This window comes from Gluconobacter sp. P1C6_b (assembly GCF_018811945.1).
Taxonomy (GTDB): Bacteria; Pseudomonadota; Alphaproteobacteria; order Acetobacterales; family Acetobacteraceae; genus Gluconobacter.
In genome coordinates this window covers 152180-168466 of the sequence record NZ_JACRVU010000004.1, presented here as the reverse complement: position 1 = coordinate 168466, position 16287 = coordinate 152180, and the positions used below count along the sequence as shown (strand labels likewise).

General features: G+C 60.3%; 14 protein-coding genes and 1 pseudogene. 10 read left to right on the top strand and 5 right to left on the bottom strand.

The features are described from left to right. Both KP701_RS05285 and KP701_RS05280 read left to right on the top strand, forming a co-directional pair. A pseudogene (locus KP701_RS05285) lies at window positions 1-319 on the top strand (secretion protein); the annotation flags it as partial. Between the two features lie 96 nt (window positions 320-415). Beyond that, window positions 416-1480: a retroviral-like aspartic protease family protein gene (locus tag KP701_RS05280; RefSeq protein WP_215746196.1), complete on the top strand. Its 1065-nt coding sequence runs from the start codon at window positions 416-418 to the stop codon at window positions 1478-1480. Here KP701_RS05280 and KP701_RS05275 read toward each other — a convergent pair whose 3' ends face one another. Both KP701_RS05275 and KP701_RS05270 read right to left on the bottom strand, forming a co-directional pair. Further along, a complete protein-coding gene (locus KP701_RS05275; RefSeq protein WP_215746195.1) occupies window positions 1481-3019 on the bottom strand; it encodes an aldehyde dehydrogenase family protein in 1539 nt (512 codons plus the stop codon). It lies immediately after the preceding gene. Window positions 3020-3198: 179 nt separating this feature from the next. Continuing rightward, a complete protein-coding gene (locus KP701_RS05270) occupies window positions 3199-3513 on the bottom strand; it encodes an antibiotic biosynthesis monooxygenase (RefSeq protein WP_062268981.1) in 315 nt (104 codons plus the stop codon). Between the two features lie 287 nt (window positions 3514-3800). On the opposite strand from KP701_RS05270, the gene KP701_RS05265 reads away from it, so the two are divergent. Then, on the top strand, window positions 3801-4958 hold the full coding sequence (locus KP701_RS05265; protein ID WP_215746194.1) for an iron-containing alcohol dehydrogenase: 1158 nt from the start codon (window positions 3801-3803) through the stop codon (window positions 4956-4958). 38 nt (window positions 4959-4996) lie between these two features. Here KP701_RS05265 and KP701_RS05260 read toward each other — a convergent pair whose 3' ends face one another. Then, window positions 4997-5587, bottom strand: coding sequence for an NAD(P)H-dependent oxidoreductase (locus KP701_RS05260; RefSeq protein ID WP_215746193.1), 591 nt, complete (start codon window positions 5585-5587; stop codon window positions 4997-4999). A gap of 131 nt (window positions 5588-5718) precedes the next feature. On the opposite strand from KP701_RS05260, the gene KP701_RS05255 reads away from it, so the two are divergent. Then, window positions 5719-6636, top strand: a complete 918-nt coding sequence (locus tag KP701_RS05255) for a LysR family transcriptional regulator (protein ID WP_215746192.1) — start codon at window positions 5719-5721, stop codon at window positions 6634-6636. Window positions 6637-6657: 21 nt separating this feature from the next. Here the strand turns inward: KP701_RS05255 and KP701_RS05250 are convergent, their stop codons facing one another. Next, window positions 6658-7629: a LysR family transcriptional regulator gene (locus KP701_RS05250; protein WP_215746191.1), complete on the bottom strand. Its 972-nt coding sequence runs from the start codon at window positions 7627-7629 to the stop codon at window positions 6658-6660. 167 nt (window positions 7630-7796) lie between these two features. Between KP701_RS05250 and KP701_RS05245 the strand changes: the two genes are divergently transcribed. The 3 genes from KP701_RS05245 to KP701_RS05235 are packed head-to-tail and all read left to right on the top strand — an operon-like array spanning window position 7797 to window position 12073. After that, window positions 7797-9473 carry an MFS transporter gene (locus KP701_RS05245; protein ID WP_215746190.1) on the top strand — a complete coding sequence of 559 codons (1677 nt, stop codon included), beginning with the start codon at window positions 7797-7799 and terminating at the stop codon, window positions 9471-9473. Between the two features lie 15 nt (window positions 9474-9488). Continuing rightward, on the top strand, window positions 9489-10565 hold the full coding sequence (locus KP701_RS05240; RefSeq protein WP_215746189.1) for an HlyD family secretion protein: 1077 nt from the start codon (window positions 9489-9491) through the stop codon (window positions 10563-10565). An 8-nt stretch (window positions 10566-10573) separates the two neighbouring features. Next, window positions 10574-12073: an efflux transporter outer membrane subunit gene (locus KP701_RS05235; RefSeq protein ID WP_252345410.1), complete on the top strand. Its 1500-nt coding sequence runs from the start codon at window positions 10574-10576 to the stop codon at window positions 12071-12073. A 24-nt stretch (window positions 12074-12097) separates the two neighbouring features. Here the strand turns inward: KP701_RS05235 and KP701_RS05230 are convergent, their stop codons facing one another. Continuing rightward, window positions 12098-13000, bottom strand: a complete 903-nt coding sequence (locus KP701_RS05230) for a S1/P1 nuclease (RefSeq protein ID WP_252345409.1) — start codon at window positions 12998-13000, stop codon at window positions 12098-12100. Between the two features lie 96 nt (window positions 13001-13096). Between KP701_RS05230 and KP701_RS05225 the strand changes: the two genes are divergently transcribed. The 3 genes from KP701_RS05225 (at window position 13097) to KP701_RS05215 (ending at window position 16269) form a co-directional block, all read left to right on the top strand. Then, window positions 13097-13423 carry a hypothetical protein gene (locus tag KP701_RS05225; RefSeq protein ID WP_215746187.1) on the top strand — a complete coding sequence of 109 codons (327 nt, stop codon included), beginning with the start codon at window positions 13097-13099 and terminating at the stop codon, window positions 13421-13423. 158 nt (window positions 13424-13581) lie between these two features. Beyond that, the gene (locus tag KP701_RS05220; RefSeq protein WP_215746186.1) at window positions 13582-15228 is read left to right on the top strand and encodes a lactate permease LctP family transporter; all 1647 of its coding nucleotides are present in this window, start codon (window positions 13582-13584) and stop codon (window positions 15226-15228) included. A gap of 423 nt (window positions 15229-15651) precedes the next feature. Further along, window positions 15652-16269 (top strand): sorbitol dehydrogenase family protein, encoded by a 618-nt coding sequence (locus tag KP701_RS05215; RefSeq protein WP_215746185.1) that lies wholly within the window; start codon window positions 15652-15654, stop codon window positions 16267-16269. Window positions 16270-16287: the final 18 nt, after the last annotated feature.

Sequence of the window (16287 nt, the reverse complement as noted above, 5' to 3'; positions counted from 1 at the left end):
CGCGATGGGCGACTGGCGGCATAATGCCGAGCTGGTCGAGGAGCTGAACCAGGCCTCCGTCGATGCCGGCCTCGCCCGCGACCGCGCGCAGAAGCTGTTCACGGCCGGTCTGACCGGATATCTGAACGTGCTGACGACCGAACAGACCGCCCTGTCCGCCGAGGACCAAGCCGTCGTCGGCCGCCTCGCCCGCGTCCGCAACGCCGTCGCCCTCTACATCGCACTCGGCGCCGGATGGCAGGGCAAAGCCCTCACCGACACCAGACTCCCCGTCGAAGTCAAACAGCAGAACGCCTTCGTCAGAGCATTCACCCGATAAGGCACGGGGCTGCATCCCCGTGAAAGCATTTGGCTTTTGCGGGGAAACGGGACAAGGTTCTGACAGGATTACCTCGCCCTTGAGTTAGGATCAGTGATGGGCAGACTGTCTTTCAGGCGGAATATTCCCTCTGCCTTTTTTGCTCTGCTCACCCTCATCCCCTCCGCACAGGCCCGATCCATTCATGACTGCGTCGTGACGAGTGAAGTCGTGCCTTTCCTGAACCCCGCCGGCGCGCCCGTGATCCATGTCCGGGTGAATGACCATGACGTCGGCGCCTTTTTCTCGACCTTCACCACGCGCACGAGCGTCTGGGACGCGAAGGGATTTGATTTTTACCGCGAAGATCCCATCAGGACCATTTCCGTCACGGGCACGGGCGGCAACTATTCCACCACCGTCCACAGCCTTCAGATCGGTCAGGCCGTTCTCAAGGACATGACCGCCCTGCTGGTCGGCGAACGCCCCCCGAAAGCGCCCGACGGGCTGCTCCTGATGGTGGATATCGGGTGGGACATCCTCGGGAACTATCATGTCCTGATCGACCGTTATTCCCAGAAAATGGCCATCTTTACCTACGACACGGCAGCCGACTGCCCGGATATCGGAACCCTCATGAAAGATCCGGGGCCCTTCATTCCCCTGGTGTCGTTCGATGATGAGTCCCCCCAGCTCAATCAGATGACGGCCGTGCTGGACGGGCACAAGGTGGACATGCAGATCAATACCAGCGCCAACCGCTCCATCATCCAGCAATGGGTGGCCCGGAAAATGGGCATTTCACGGCGCATGCTTGCTCAGGATGACGAGATCCGCGTCGGCGCGGGCGACGTCCTGCTGGGGCACAGGCATCATTTCAGCACGCTGCAACTCGGCTCGCACACGCTGCATGACATCACGCTGGACGTCGTCCCGGATGCGGAATTCAATATTCTTGGAATGGATGTCCTCAAGCACTTCAACGTCCTGATCAATCCCATGAGGGGCAGGCTCTGGCTTGAGGACTTCAAGCCCCCGCCAGACTATGTCGAGGAGAAGGCTCTCCCCTGGTCGCCGACCCATGACCGGCTCAGCATCACGCATGCCAGCGAGGAAAAGCAGGCACCACCCCAACAGGAGCAGGGGACGACACCTGCGCCCCACCCCGCCGAAAATCCGTGATCAGGCGTCCGTCGAGCCGCCATCCACATCGAATTTCACACCCTGCGCAAGCGGCAGCGTCCGCCCGTAATTGATGGCGTTGGTCTGCCGGCGCATATAGGCTTTCCACGCATCCGAGCCGGACTCACGTCCGCCGCCCGTTTCCTTCTCTCCCCCGAAGGCCCCGCCGATTTCCGCGCCGGACGGCCCCATATTGACGTTCGCAATACCGCAATCGGAGCCCTGGGCAGACAGGAACTGCTCGACCTCGCGGATATCGGTCGCAAAAATGGACGATGACAACCCCTGCACAACATCGTTCTGAAGCGCGATGGCTTCGTCGAGCGTGTCATATTTCATGACGTACAGGATCGGTGCGAAGGTTTCTTCCAGCACCGGCCCCGTCTGCGACGGCATCTCGACCATCGCCGGACGGACATAGAACGACGCCTCGCCGTTCACATCGACGCGCGTTCCCCCATGAACCGTGCCACCTGCGTCCGCGGCGGCTTTCAGGCTGTCCTGCATCATTCTGAAGGAGGCCGCATCGATAAGCGGACCAACGAGTGCATCACCCTCGACCGGGTTGCCGACCGAAATCGCCTTGTAGACAGTGACCAGCTTCGGCACGAGCGTGTCATAGACGCTGGAATGCACGAACAGGCGACGCAGCGTCGTGCAGCGCTGGCCGGCGGTTCCCATGGCCCCGAAGGCAACGGCCCGCAGCGTCAGATCCAGATCGGCGGATGGCGTGACGACGGACGCATTGTTGCCGCCGAGTTCCAGAATGGAGCGCCCGAAACGCCGCGCCACACGCTCACCGACATCACGCCCCATCCGCGTCGACCCCGTCGCCGAGATGACAGGAACGCGACGGTCTTCCACCATCAGTTCACCGATCTCGCGGCCACCGACCAGAAGCGTGCTGAGCGCGGCCGGTGCGTCACTGCCGAAACGGGCTGCGGCTTTCAGGAACAGGGCCTGCGTGGCCAGCGCTGTCAGCGGAGTCTTTTCCGAAGGTTTCCAGATCACGCTGTCACCGCAGACCAGCGCCAGCGCGGCATTCCAGGACCAGACGGCCACCGGGAAATTAAACGCCGAGATAATCCCTACCGGCCCGGCAGGATGCCACTGCTCCGTCAGGCGATGATCCGGCCGTTCGGACTGGATCGTCAGGCCGTAAAGCTGGCGGGACAGACCGACCGCGAAGTCGCAGATGTCGATCATCTCCTGCACTTCGCCCAGACCTTCGGACGGAACCTTGCCCACTTCCAGCGTCACCAGACGCCCGAGCGCCTCCTTGCTGGCTCGAAGCTCCTCCCCCAGCAGACGGACTAGTTCACCGCGCCGCGGCGCCGGAACCCTGCGCCAGGCTTTGAACGCGTCGAGTGAACTGGCGATCGTCTTCGTCGCCTGCTCCGCACTGATTTCCGCGACCTCGGCAATCACCTCTCCCGTCAGCGGAGACTTCACCGTCAGGCTGCCCCCCGTATACAGGTCAGGCGACACGCCAAGGCTGTCGAGGAGCGCTGCCACTTCGCAACGGAGAGATGCCGTCATTGTTCTTCCTGTCCTGGGTCTTTCATACCGGACGCGGGACACGGCCGAGGCTGCATGAAGCTGACCGAAAAGCATTTCAGGCCCGGTCCCGCGTTCGTTCTATTCACAAACCGTTATGACAGGTTCGTCAAGATGACGCAGCCAGAGCAGACATTTCCGAACGCTTTATGGACCGAAACTCAGGCCTGGATATCCTGCAGGACCTGAAAGCCCTCGAATACGGGAGGCCCCAGCGTCAGCACCGGTCCCTGCCCGGCACCCGCATGCGCGGCCCGGAATTCTTCCGATCGGGTCCAGCCGATGAAGGCATCGTAAGACGCCCAGACGGTATGAGAGGCATAAAGGACGTAATCTTCCATCGCCGGCCCGCGAAGAAACTGGAAGCTGACAAATCCGGGCACGGTTCTGAGCAGAACATCACGGTCCAGCCATTTTTTGCGAAAAGCCTCTTCGCTGTCCGGCCGGACCCTGAATCGGTTCATGGCAATATACATCGCGGCATCCCCATTTTCTCACCCTGCATGACCTGAGTCTGCGGGGCATTTTAACGGGCAGGTCACCCCTGCAGTTTCGCCTGGATTGATCACCCATTCTTCTGAGATGGAACCCCGACGCAGCGTACACAAGGCACCCACCCGCAGCCGGGCCATCTTCCTGTCTGTGCCGGATGCCGGAAAACCGGTAGGATATCCGCAAGCAGGACCACGCAGCCGCATCCTCGGGGACGCAGACTCCGCGTCGATGGCGGCTCAATCAGAAGATCCCTCTGAAGGCAGGACCCATGCAGAATTTTGAATTCTACAATCCCACACGCATCATCTTCGGCGAGAACACCATCCCGAAACTGGCCGATCACATCCCTACCGAGGCGCGCGTCCTGATCCTGTTCGGCGGGTCGAGCGCGGAACGCAACGGAACACTGCCGGCCGTCCGCAAGGCGCTTGAAGGCCGCTTCACACGGGAATTCGGCGGCATCGAAGCCAATCCGACATTCGAGACCCTGATGAAGGCCGTGGAACTCATCCGGGAGGAAAAACTGGATTTCCTGCTGGCCGTCGGCGGCGGGTCCGTCATTGACGGAACCAAGTTCGTGGCCGCAGCCGTGGATTTCGAAGGCGATCCGTGGAGCATCCTCACGACGCATGGCGCAAACGTCAAAGCCGCGATGCCGCTTGGCACCGTCCTGACGCTGCCGGCCACGGGTTCGGAAATGAACAGCTTCAGCGTCATCAGCCGCCAGGCCACACATGAAAAGCTGGCTTTCGGCAGCCCGCATGTCTTCCCGCGCTTCTCGGTCCTGGACCCCACCCGCACCTATTCCCTGCCCGTCCGGCAGGTTGCGAATGGCGTTGTGGATTCCTTCGTGCACATCATGGAACAGTATCTGACCTATCCCGCAGACGGGCTGGCGCAGGACCGTTTTGCCGAGGGGCTTCTGCTCAGCCTGATCGAGATCGGACCGAAAGTGCTGAGCGAGCCGGAAAACTATTCCCTCCGCGCCAATTTCATGTGGATCGCAACGCTGGCACTTAACGGAATCATCGGTGTTGGCATGCCGGAAGACTGGTCCACGCACAGCATCGGCCATGAACTGACGGCACGGTATGACATCGACCATGCCCGGACGCTTGCAATCGTTCTTCCCTCCATGCTGCGCACACGGAAAGAGGCCAAGCGCGGCAAGCTGCTTCAGTACGCAGCCCGCGTGTGGAACCTGCACGAGGGCACGGAAGACGAACTGATCGAAGCGGCCATCATACGGACCGAAGAGTTTTTCGAAAGTCTGGACATCCCCACGCGCCTGTCAGCTTACGACATCGGGGAGGACGCCATCGAGCCTCTGATCGGGCAGCTTGAGGCCCATGGCATGACGGCACTGGGTGAGCATGCCGACATTACGCCGGACGTGAGCCGCCGCGTCCTGCAGATGAGCCTGTAATAAAGACGGGGGGCAGCGCAGGCTGCCCCCCGTTCCAGTCAGAACGTCGTACCGATGACGTCCTGCAGATGCTGGCGGTAGGCTGCGAGTGTTGCCTCCACATCCGGCGCTTTCATCACGTCCGTCGCAAGAAAGGTCGGGAGCGCGGACATACCCAGGAACTCGTGAGCCTTGTGGAATGGGAAATACACCCCGTCGATACCCCGCCCTTCAAAGAACTGGTTCGGATCCGTGAAGGCCTCTGCCGGCGCATTCCAAGTCGTTGACAGCATATAGCGCTTGCCCTGTGCCAGACCACCCGAGCCATATTTGCGCTCCGGATGGGCCCGGCTGCGACCATCATTGGCATAGAGCTTGCCGTGACCGGCCGTCATGACTTCGTCGATATACTTCTTGACGATCCAGGGCAGCCCCATCCACCAGCCCGGGCACTGATAGATGATCAGATCGGCCCAGATGAAACTCTCGACTTCCTGCTCCACGTCATAGCCGTCATCGATCTTCGTCTGGCGGATCTCATGGCCGTTCCTGGACAGGATGTCCGCCGCCAGCGCCTGAAGCGTGTCGTTCAGCCGTCCGTGGGAATGGGCGAAGACCTTGCCGCCATTAAGGAGAAGAATTTTCGTCATGATCGCGTATCCGTTCTGTCAGGCATCGGGGATGGGACTGTTCGAAGACCATGATGAACCGATAACTCCCTCTTGATAATTGTTTCGATCTCCACAAAACCTGTGAAGCAGTTTCATAGATCGGAAAACAGATGGATAACCGTTTCGGGGAGATGAAGATCTTTCTCCGTGTCGTGGAGAGCGGCAGCTTTTCCGAGGCCGCCCGCCTTTCCATGACTACACCGTCCACCGTCAGCAAGCTAATCGGGCGGGTGGAAAACCGTCTGGGGGTCCGGCTCGTAGAGCGCTCGACCCGCAGACTGTCAGTCACGCCCGAAGGTCTGGCCTATTACGACCGCGCACAGGCTCTGATCGCGGAACTGGATGACATGGAAGGGTTCCTGTCCAAGAAAACCGTCCAGCTCACGGGGACAGTGCGGATCAATGCGTCCGTGGCATTCGGGACGCTGGCGCTGGAGCCGCTGCTCCCCGCATTCTGGGACGCCTATCCGGATATCGTGGTCGATCTGTCGCTCTCCGATGAGATGACGGACCTGTATCTGGACCGGACAGATATCGCCTTCCGCGTTGGAAAACTGCAGGATTCCAGCCTGACCACCAGGCATCTGGGAAGCGTGCCACGGCTGATCGTCGGTGCGCCCGGCTATCTGGAGCGGTTCGGACGGCCTGAAACTGTGGACGATCTGGAGCATCATCGGTGTCTGGGTTTCAATTTCCGCCGGGCGGCGCCGGTCTGGCCGCTGCAGGAGCGGGGCAGGATCGTGGACCGGATCGTTCAGGGCCCCTTGCTCGCCAATAATGGTGAGACCGTCCGCCGGGCCGCGCTCCGCGGGGCAGGACTGGCGCGGCTTGCAGAATATCACGTGCGTGAGGATCTGGCGGCCGGACGCCTGGTGGAAGTTCTGGCGGAAAGCGGCACGCGGGACGAAGAAGAGATCCACGCACTCTACCACGGCGGAAAACAGGTACCCCAGCGCATCCGCGGCTTTCTGGATTTTGTCGTCCCGCGCCTTCAGGCCAGCCTCATACCGCTTGCAGAAAATCTATGAACGCAATTCCCAGATCCTGGCTCAGGGGGTCCTTAAGGCAGCCCCGCCTTCTCCCCTGAACCGGACAAGTTCGCGTCGGATAACCTGAAAGACCGTATCGCGCAGCCAGCGGTGAACTCCGTCCGTATCCACACGGGGATGCCAGGCCTGAAAGGACGTGACAGGCGGCAGATCGAACGGGAAATCGAAAGCCTCAAGCTGGATCTGGGAGAGTGGCAGGCGGTCAATCACGATATCGGGCAGCGGCAGGATCATATCCGTCTCGCGCATGGTCTCGATCATGGAATGGTAAGTCGGTACGATCATCGCGATGGGGCGGGTCAAGCCGTAGCGTTCCTTGAGAATAGTGTCGATCGGCCCATAAGGGCGTCCTTTGCGGGAGACACTGATATGATCGTAATCGACCAGCGTCTGCGGCGTGATGCCGCGCGCGAAAATGGGGTGCCCTTCGCGCACCATGGCGCGGAATGACGTCAGGAACAGGGTCTGACGCATGATTTCGGGACGCAGATCGTCCGTGGCGCCCACATAGAGGTCGATCCGGCTGTTGCGCAGGGCTTCGCTGGCCGGTTCTTCCGCCTCGGGCGAGAACACGATGCTGCACTCCGGGCAGTCCTGCTTGAGAGCCATCAGGATTGCATGACCGAACGCCCCGACGATCAGGTCATTGGCGCGGATCGTGAAACGCGGCGAGAGATGCCTCAGGTTCAGCGTTTCGCTGTCATTCACCAGTGCGTCAGCATCCCGCACGATGCTCTGAACCCGGTCGCGGATCCGGTTGGCGAAAGTCGTGGCCACCATGCGCCGGCCCGACAGGACCAGAATCGGATCTCCGAACACGGTCCGCAGCGTGGCAAGATGGCGGCTCATGGCGGCATCGCTCACCTTCAGGCGCCGGGCCGCCTGTGAGACGCTCTCTTCTTCCACGAGAACCTGAAGATAGCGCAGAAGATCGAGATCATAGCGCCTTTGGCTGTCGGTCCGCCTCGCCATCGCACACTCCGTTTCCCGCGGGTTTCAGGCACATTTTCACGCCTTCGTGTGAAAAATGGAAGGGATTTCTGCAACCCTTGCGGAAAGTGGAAACATCACTTGCCGGAAACGTGGGTTTTCGGACTCATACACTCCGGATAGTGGCTGTCTGGTAACGGAAGAGATCCATGGAACCAGCAGCTTCGTCGCCATCTGCCGCACCACCCGCGCAGCCCTCCTATATTCCGCCTTTCGGCATGCGGACCATTGTCGGCTGTCTGGGGATGCTGCTGGCCGTCCATGTGGCCGGCTTCAACGAACACATCACGGAAATCGGCCTCGCCGACATCCGGGGCGCAATGCATATCGGGCATGACGAGGGGACGTGGTTCACCTCGATCTACGAGGCCTTCAACATCGCGGCCATGGCGTTCACGCCCTGGTTCTACATGACGTTCTCGATTTACAGGTTCTCGATCTTCATGACGGCCGTGCTCGCCATGCTGTCGATCCCCCTGCCCTTCATGCCGGACATGATCTCGCTGTGTTTTCTCCGCGCGGCGCAGGGACTGAGTGCGGGATGTCTGCCGCCCGTCCTGATGACGGTCATGCTCAAATACCTGCCGCCCCCCATCAAGGTCTTCGGTATTGGTGGCTATGCGATGAGCGCCACTTTCGGCCCCAATCTGGGTGGACCGCTCGAGGCGATGTGGTTCGAACATGTGGGCTGGCGCTGGCTGTACTGGGAGGTCATTCCCTTCAGCATCATCGCCATTGCCATGATGGCCTACGGGTTGCCACGTGATCCGGTGCATCTCGAACGGTTCAGGAAGTTCAACTGGCGCGGGTTCTTCATTGGCGTGCCGTCCATCCTGTGTGTGGTGACGGTGCTGTACCAGGGAGACCGGCTGGACTGGTTCCGCTCACCCATCATTTCCCATCTGACATTCTGGGGCGGGGCGCTGTTCGTGGGGTTCCTGTTCCATGAGTGGCATCACCACAGCCCATTCTTCCGGCTTCAGTACTGGAAGAACCGCAACATCACGATGGCGCTCCTCACACTCGTGGCGGTGCTCATCATCTGCGGACTGATGATGGAAGTGCCGATGACGTATCTGGAAGCGGTGCGCGGATACCGGCCGATCCAGGCGACCCCGGTCGCACTGACGGTCGCGCTGCCCCAGCTCATCATGCTGCCGCTGACGGCCGCGCTCTGCAACTCCGCGCGCGTGGACTGCCGGTATGTGCTGGCGTTTGGCATGTCGTGTCTGGCGCTGGCGGCGTTCCTTGGAACCTGGCTGACACCGGACTGGGTGCGGGACAATTTCTATGTCCTGCAGGGGCTTCAGATCCTCGGCCAGCCGATGGTCGTGATCCCGGTGCTGATGCTGGCCACCATGTCCCTTGGCCCGGCGGACGGGCCGTTCATCTCGGGCATGGTCAACATGCTCAAGGGCATGGCCAATGCGTTCGCCGCCGCCATTTTTGAAATCCTGCTGCGCCGCCGGGAACAGTATCATTCCACGATGCTGCTGGACCGGGCGGGCAACAACGCCACGTCGCTGTCCGGCATGGGCGATCCGATCCATGCAGCAATCAGCAACACCTCTCCTGACAGCGATCATGTGGCGCGCAATGCGCTTCAGATTTTCCACACCTATCTGCACGAACAGTCGATCACGCTGGCGCTGGTGGACATCTATTTCGTCGTAATGTGCATCTGCATCTTCTACGTCGCGCTGACCGCCGTGCTTCCGAAACGGGTCTATCCGCCCGGCAAGGGGCCTGCTCCGGCCATGCCTGCCGCAGCCCGCGAACCGGATCCCGAACCGGCCCCCTCCTCCATTCCCGCCACCGCGCACTGACGGACCTGCCTCAACATGATTTATGGAAAACCCCTTCTTCTGGCCGGATGTGCGGTCATTGTCCTGACGGGTCTGGCCTGGACGGCTGACCGCTTCTTCGTGGGTGACGGCATCCGTCAGGAAACCAACGACGCCTATGTCACGGCCGATTTCACGACCGTGGCCCCGAAAGTTTCCGGCCGTATCGACCGGGTGCTGGCAGAAGACAACGAATACGTCCATGCCGGAGAAGAACTCGCCCATATCGAAGATGACGATTACCGTGCGGCTTTGGGAGCCGCCCGGGGCGATACCGCTGCAGCGCAGGGCGATGTGGACAACCTTCAGGCTTTGCTGGACCGTCAGGGTTCCATCGTCGATGCGGCGAAATATACCGTGCAGTCCGACGAGGCCGCACTGGTCTTCGCTCGGCAGAATGCGGCACGGTATCGCAATCTCTCCGCCGGTGGGGCCAGCACGATCGAGCAGCAGCAGGGCGCTGAAGCCCGGCAGCTTGAAGCCGTCGCCGCCCTCGCCCGCGACAAGGCCGAAACCAGCACGGCCGAACAGCAGGTCGCGGTGCTGAAGGCGCAGCTCGAAAAGGCACAGGGCGCGCTCCTGAAAGCCCAGAGCGCGGAACATCAGGCCGAACTGAACCTGTCCTACTGCACCATCCCCGCCCCCGTGGACGGTGTGGTCGGCGAACGTGGCGTGCGCGTTGGTGCGTATGTCCATCCGGGCACCGGGCTGCTGGCGGTCGTGCCGGTCCGCAAGGCCTATGTGCTGGCGAATTTTCAGGAAACGCAGCTGACGAAGGTCCAGACCGGCCAGAGTGCGACGGTCTGGGTCGATACGTTCCCCGGCCATCCGCTCAAGGCACACGTAGACAGTCTGGCCCCTGCAACGGGTGTGGCTTTTGCCGCCATCCAGCCGGACAACGCAACGGGCAACTTCACCAAGGTCGTCCAGCGCGTCCCGGTCAAGCTGACCTTCGATCCCGGCCAGCCTCTGGCGGAGAAGGTCCGCGTGGGCATGTCGGTCGAAGCACGGATCGACACGTCCTCCACGCCTGAGGGCATCCATGCCCATGACGAGCGGTATCTCTGGAAATGAGACCTTCCATGTTCCAGCCCTCCCGCTACCTTCTTCTGGCCCTGACCGCACTGTCCGCCTGCACGGTAGGACCGGACTATCATCGTCCCGATCCGCATGCACCGGCCCACTGGCACCAGAGCCTGACACCAGCCGCCAGCCATCCGCAGGAAACATCCGCCATCAATGCGCAATGGTGGAAAATCTATCGTGACCCGACACTGACGGCGCTCGAAGAGGACGTGGCGCGCAGCAACCTCGACCTGCGCGAGGCCGCCCTGCATTTCACCGAAAGTCAGGCTGAACGGAAGATCGCCAGCGCAGCGCAGATGCCGCATATGGAAGGTGCCGCGTCCTATGCCCGGGAGCGTGCCAGCACGAACGGTATTCTCGGCCTTCTGGGAACCATGGAGCAGGCCGGACCCGGTGAGATTGCCAGCGGACAGCAGGGTTTCGGCCCGGCTGCAGCGGACGGTGCAAAAGGCAATCCGTCGTTCAACCTGCCGCAATACGGGTTGAGCGCCTCCTGGGAAGTCGATTTCTGGGGGCATGTCCGCAGGCAGGTCGAAGCTGCGACGGCGGCGATGCATGAAACGGATGAACTGCGCCGCGATGTGCTGGTCTCGCTTATGGCCGAGACGGCGCAGGACTATCTGAACCTGCGCAATATCCAGACGCAGATCGGCATTACCCAGCAGAGCATCGACATCGCCCGGCACAGCGTGAAACTGACGGAACTGCGCTTTGCACAAGGTACGGCGACGAAGCTCGACGTCGCCTATTCCCGCGGGCAGATGCATGGCTTTGAGGCACGCCTTCCGGTCCTGAAAAGCCAGGAAGTGCATCTCGTGAACGCCCTGAGCTTCCTGACGGCGCGGGAGCCGGGCGCGCTGAAGGCCAGGCTTGGATCGTCTCAGGCGATCCCGCCCGTTCCTACTGATATTCCAGTCGGGCTACCCTCCGAACTGGCGGAGCGCCGTCCGGATGTGCGGGCCGCCGAAGATCATCTCCATGCCGCAACAGCCAGCATCGGCGTGGCGATTGCGGACTTTTTCCCGCGCGTGACGCTCTCGGGCAGTCTGGATATTCAGGCATTGCAGTTCAGCGGGCTGGGCTCATGGGCGTCCCGTCAGTATGGGTTCGGCCCCACCATGACACTGCCGCTGTTCGAGGGTGGCCGCCTGACCGGACAGCTTCATCTGCGTCGGGCCCAGCAGAAGGAAGCGGCGATTGCGTTGCAGCGCACGCTCCTGAAAGCCTGGGAAGAGGTCGATGATTCCATGGCGGATCTGAGCGCCGCGCAGGAGCGTCGCAACCGGCTGGAAGAAACGGTTTCGGAAGACGAGACCGCCGTGCATATCGCGCAGCTTCAGTACAGTCAGGGTGCGGGAGACTTCCTCAACGTCCTGACGACGCAGAATGCTCTTCTGGCGAGCCGGAGCGCCCTGGCAGAGTCGAGCGCAGGCGTGTCGATCTCGGTCGCCCATCTGTACCGGGCACTGGGTGGAGGATGGACGCAGAAATCCTGACGTCCATCCACACAGAAACCGTTCTCAGCCGCCGTTCAGGGCCGTGTTGAGAACGGCGGCCAGACGCACACCCGCCTGCTCCAGACGCAGTTCCATGATCGGCCAGGTCAATGCGGTGTAGTCCTTGCCGATATCGGCGCCCTTATTGGCCGGAAGTGCACCATAGGCCACGCTGCGGGCCAGAGAATGGCTCTCGTCGGCCCAGTTGACGGTGGCGCTGTAAACATCGCCGCCGTCCAGATCCTGCACCCAGTATTTTGTCTCATCCGGCGTGATCAGGGCGCCGAGACGATCGGCTTCCTTCTTCGCGCGTGACGCATCGATACTGTAGAACGGGCCGACATGCAGATCTGCCTCATGGTCGCTCACGCCCTCATCCCACAGGGAATGCAGGTTCATGTGGCCGTTGGCATTGTTACCGAAATAGGTCAGGCGGATGGCGTTCCCACCCATATCCTTGTTACGCTCGGCAGCATGCAGCGGCTGATGGATGTCGCCCATCAGATGTACCACCCATTTCAGGGCGACCAGCCGGTCCTGAGCCGCAGCATGCGTATCGGCGAGGATTTTGATCTCCTCGGGCAGCTTCTCGACAACGCAGGCATGATCGGGACAGTCGCGGGCCTGATCATAGGCCGGATGGGATACGTCGATATCAACGTAATGCCATTTCAGGGTCTCCGGCGCGCCGCCCTTCTTCTTGGGAACATGACCGATCGTGTCGGGCCAGGAGGCGACCTGATCGAGAGTGTGATGGTTCTCAAGGGCCAGCAGGGCCGTAGTGGCCTTCTGGGCCTGCGGCGTCAGACGCTCCTGCGCGATATCCGCCACGATCGCATGACCGTAAGGCCCCCACGCAAATGCGCTGGAAGAAAAGACAAGAGAGCCCGCCCCCATCAGGGACGCACAAAGAAGACGAAAATGCATGGAAACCTGACTGTTCAACTCTGAAAGTGATGCTGCCCCAGTTTCTCACCGTTTCGAGAGCACGACAAGGCATGCCGCGGCACGGACCACGGCGTCGTGACTGCACATATTTCCGTGTTCCGGGAACACTCCCGCCCCGGTTGCCAGAGCTACGGAAAACAGAACCTCCTGCTCCATAAGCCCGACAGTCCAGAAAATCTTTCCTCTCTGCCTCCGTTTTTCATTTCATCTGCCAATAGTCACGAAACCACTGCCGCCACTCGCGGCAAGTATTTAGAGAATGCTCCGGTCCAGGCGTCACTTCCTGTCATTTTTTCCTACTCAAAGCCTAAACTTTTCAAAAATATTACCCCAAGAGAAAAGCGTTTTTACCACTCTGCACACATCAGGGGTGAAACTTTTACAAAGCAAGAAACGCAATAAACTAACTAATTAAAACAGTATGTCATAAAGTTTACCCGGGATTATATTCATCCCTTATTGCACTTGTTATTTTAGAAAAATACGCTCCACAAAATAACACGAGAAAAAGAGATCAATTTTCCAATTATCACTTAATTTTTATTTTGGAGTTCCCCTGAATGTCATCTTGGGCACAAGTCTACGATCCCATAGGAAATATCTGGATTTCCGGCGCGGTCGCTCTCCTTCCGATCCTGTTTTTCTTCTTTGCCCTGCTGTACCTGCACATGAAAGGGCATATTGCCTGTACGATTACTGTCGGAATTACCTTTGCACTGGCTGTCGCATTCTACGGCATGCCCGTTTTCATGGCCCTGGCAGCGTGTCTCTACGGTTTTGCCTACGGCTTATGGCCCATTTCATGGATCATCATCGGGGCGGTCTTTCTCTATAAAATCTCCGTCCGGACGGGTCAGTTCGATATCATCCGTCATTCGATTTCGACGGTCTCGGAAGACCAGCGCATCCAGCTTCTTCTCGTCGCCTTCGCGTTCGGGGCGTTTCTGGAAGGCGCTGCCGGTTTCGGCGCACCGGTTGCCATCACGACAGCCCTGCTCGTCGGCCTCGGCTTTCCGCCGATCTACGCCGCCGGGCTGTGCCTGATCGCCAATGCGGCACCTGGTGCGTTCGGAGCGATGGGCATCCCCGTGATCGTGGGGGCCCAGGTGATCGGGGCGGAACCATACATGGTCGGCCGGCTGGTCGTGATGCAGCTGATCGTGATCGGCGTCGTCATCCCCTTCTGGCTCGTCGGCGTGGTTGACGGGCTGCGGGGCATCCGTGAGACATGGCCCGTCATTCTCGTCACAGGTGCCACCTTCGCCATTACGCAGACCCTGACGGCCCTCGTGATCGGTCCCGAACTTCCGGACATCATAGCCCCACTGGTCACGATGGTGGCAATCCCCGTCTTCCTTCGGATCTGGAAGCCGAGCCGGATTTTCCGCTTCGAAACCGGAGAGCCCCCTGCCGACGCCATCGTCGAGAAGGCAACCTATACGGCACCGCAGATCCTGCGGGCCTGGTCTCCTTTCATCATCCTGACGGCTTTCGTGGCTGTCTGGAGCATCAAACCCTTCAAGGCCCTCTTCGCAGCCGGTGGACCGCTGGACTGGACGGTGCTCGTCATCCGCTTCCCGGGGCTGCACAACCTCGTTCTGAAAATGGCGCCCATCGTTCCCAGCCCGACGCCTTATGCCGCGATCTTCAAAGTGGATTTCATATCTTCCGTGGGGACGGCCATCCTGCTGGCAGGAGTCATGTCCGTCCTGTTCCTGAAAATGCGTCCCAAGGACGCTGTCGCGACCTTCACGGATACGCTTCGGGAACTGAGAACGCCCATCTATGCCATCGGCATGGTGCTGGCCTTCGCGTTTCTGGCCAACTATTCGGGCCTTTCCACAACGCTGGCCCTCGTTCTGGCGATGACCAAGGGCGCGTTCACCTTCTTCGCACCCCTTCTCGGGTGGCTGGGTGTTTTCCTGACAGGCTCCGATACGTCCTCAAATGCCCTGTTTGGCGGGCTTCAGGCGGCGACCGGCCGTCAGATCGGAGTCAGCGGGGAGCTTCTGGTCGCGGCCAATACGGTTGGAGGTGCCGTGGGCAAGATGATCTCTCCACAATCCATCGCCGTGGCTTCAGCCGCCGTAGGGCTGGTGGGACAGGAAGGCGCCCTGCTCCAGTTCACGCTCAAATGCAGTATCGTTCTGGCCATTCTGGTCGGGCTGATGACAACGGTGCTGGTCTTCATGGGGGCGGGCACATAGCCACTCCTTCTGACAGCAATATCGAGGGGGCGCAGGATCACATCTGCGCCCCTTTTCTTTTACAGGACCGTAAAAGTACCCTATTTCTTCAACAAGGCGCCAAGTTGCGAAACATTCGCAACTTAGAAAACACCCCAGATGAGACCCTGGGACCGACTCTGCCCAATTCACGAAAGACAGAGGTAATAAATCCTCCTGCAGATCTTCGGAAATCCTTGGAAACCACAATAAGACAACGGACGTTTCCGTTAGTTATCCTTCCCCGCCCCCTCTTCCAGACTTGCCCTTTGGTGGGATTATTTCCGGATAATTGGCCGTTCACGGTTGCATGATCATGCTGTCGCTGTAGGCTGCGGACCTCTGAAGGTGACACGGATCACGGTCCTGTCATCAGTCTCGAGTGTATGCGAAGAGTGATTTTACATGACGAAAGATCGTCACTGCCCTCTTGTTGACCTCCATGTTTCCTCTCCCAATGCCATGCGCCTGAACCGGCTGATGCGGATGTCACGTCGTGATACGCTGATGACAGGCATGGCCGGCATGGGTGTTCTGGCCGCTGGAAATGTCGTGGCCGCAGAGGCTGGAACCGGCGCCAATCCTGAACTTGAACGCTTCATGAAGGTCTCGACACGTCTGACGGACCGGCCCTCTCTCGACCCGCGGATCGGAAAGGCGCTTTACGAGCGCATTCTCCAGTCAGGGCCCGAGCGCAAGGCCCAGCTGTCAAAACTGGCTGATCTGCTGGACGGCGGAACCTACGAGAACGCCTCCGCCTTCGCCAAAGCGGCCGAACAGGCCGATCCGGCGTTCAAGGATGTCATTCATGACATCATGACCGGCTGGTATCGCGGTGTCGCGGACGGCAAGGTCGTGGTCTATCGCTCCGCCCTGATGTTCGACGTCACCAAGGACGCCATCTACCCCAAGACCTATGCCGCAGGCGGCCCGTTCTACTGGACGACGCAGCCACCTGAAGTCGACAAACCGACCGGCGCGCCTGCGCTGTCGCCATCGAAGTTCGACGTGGAACCTACCTGAGAGCGGGAACAGCATCTC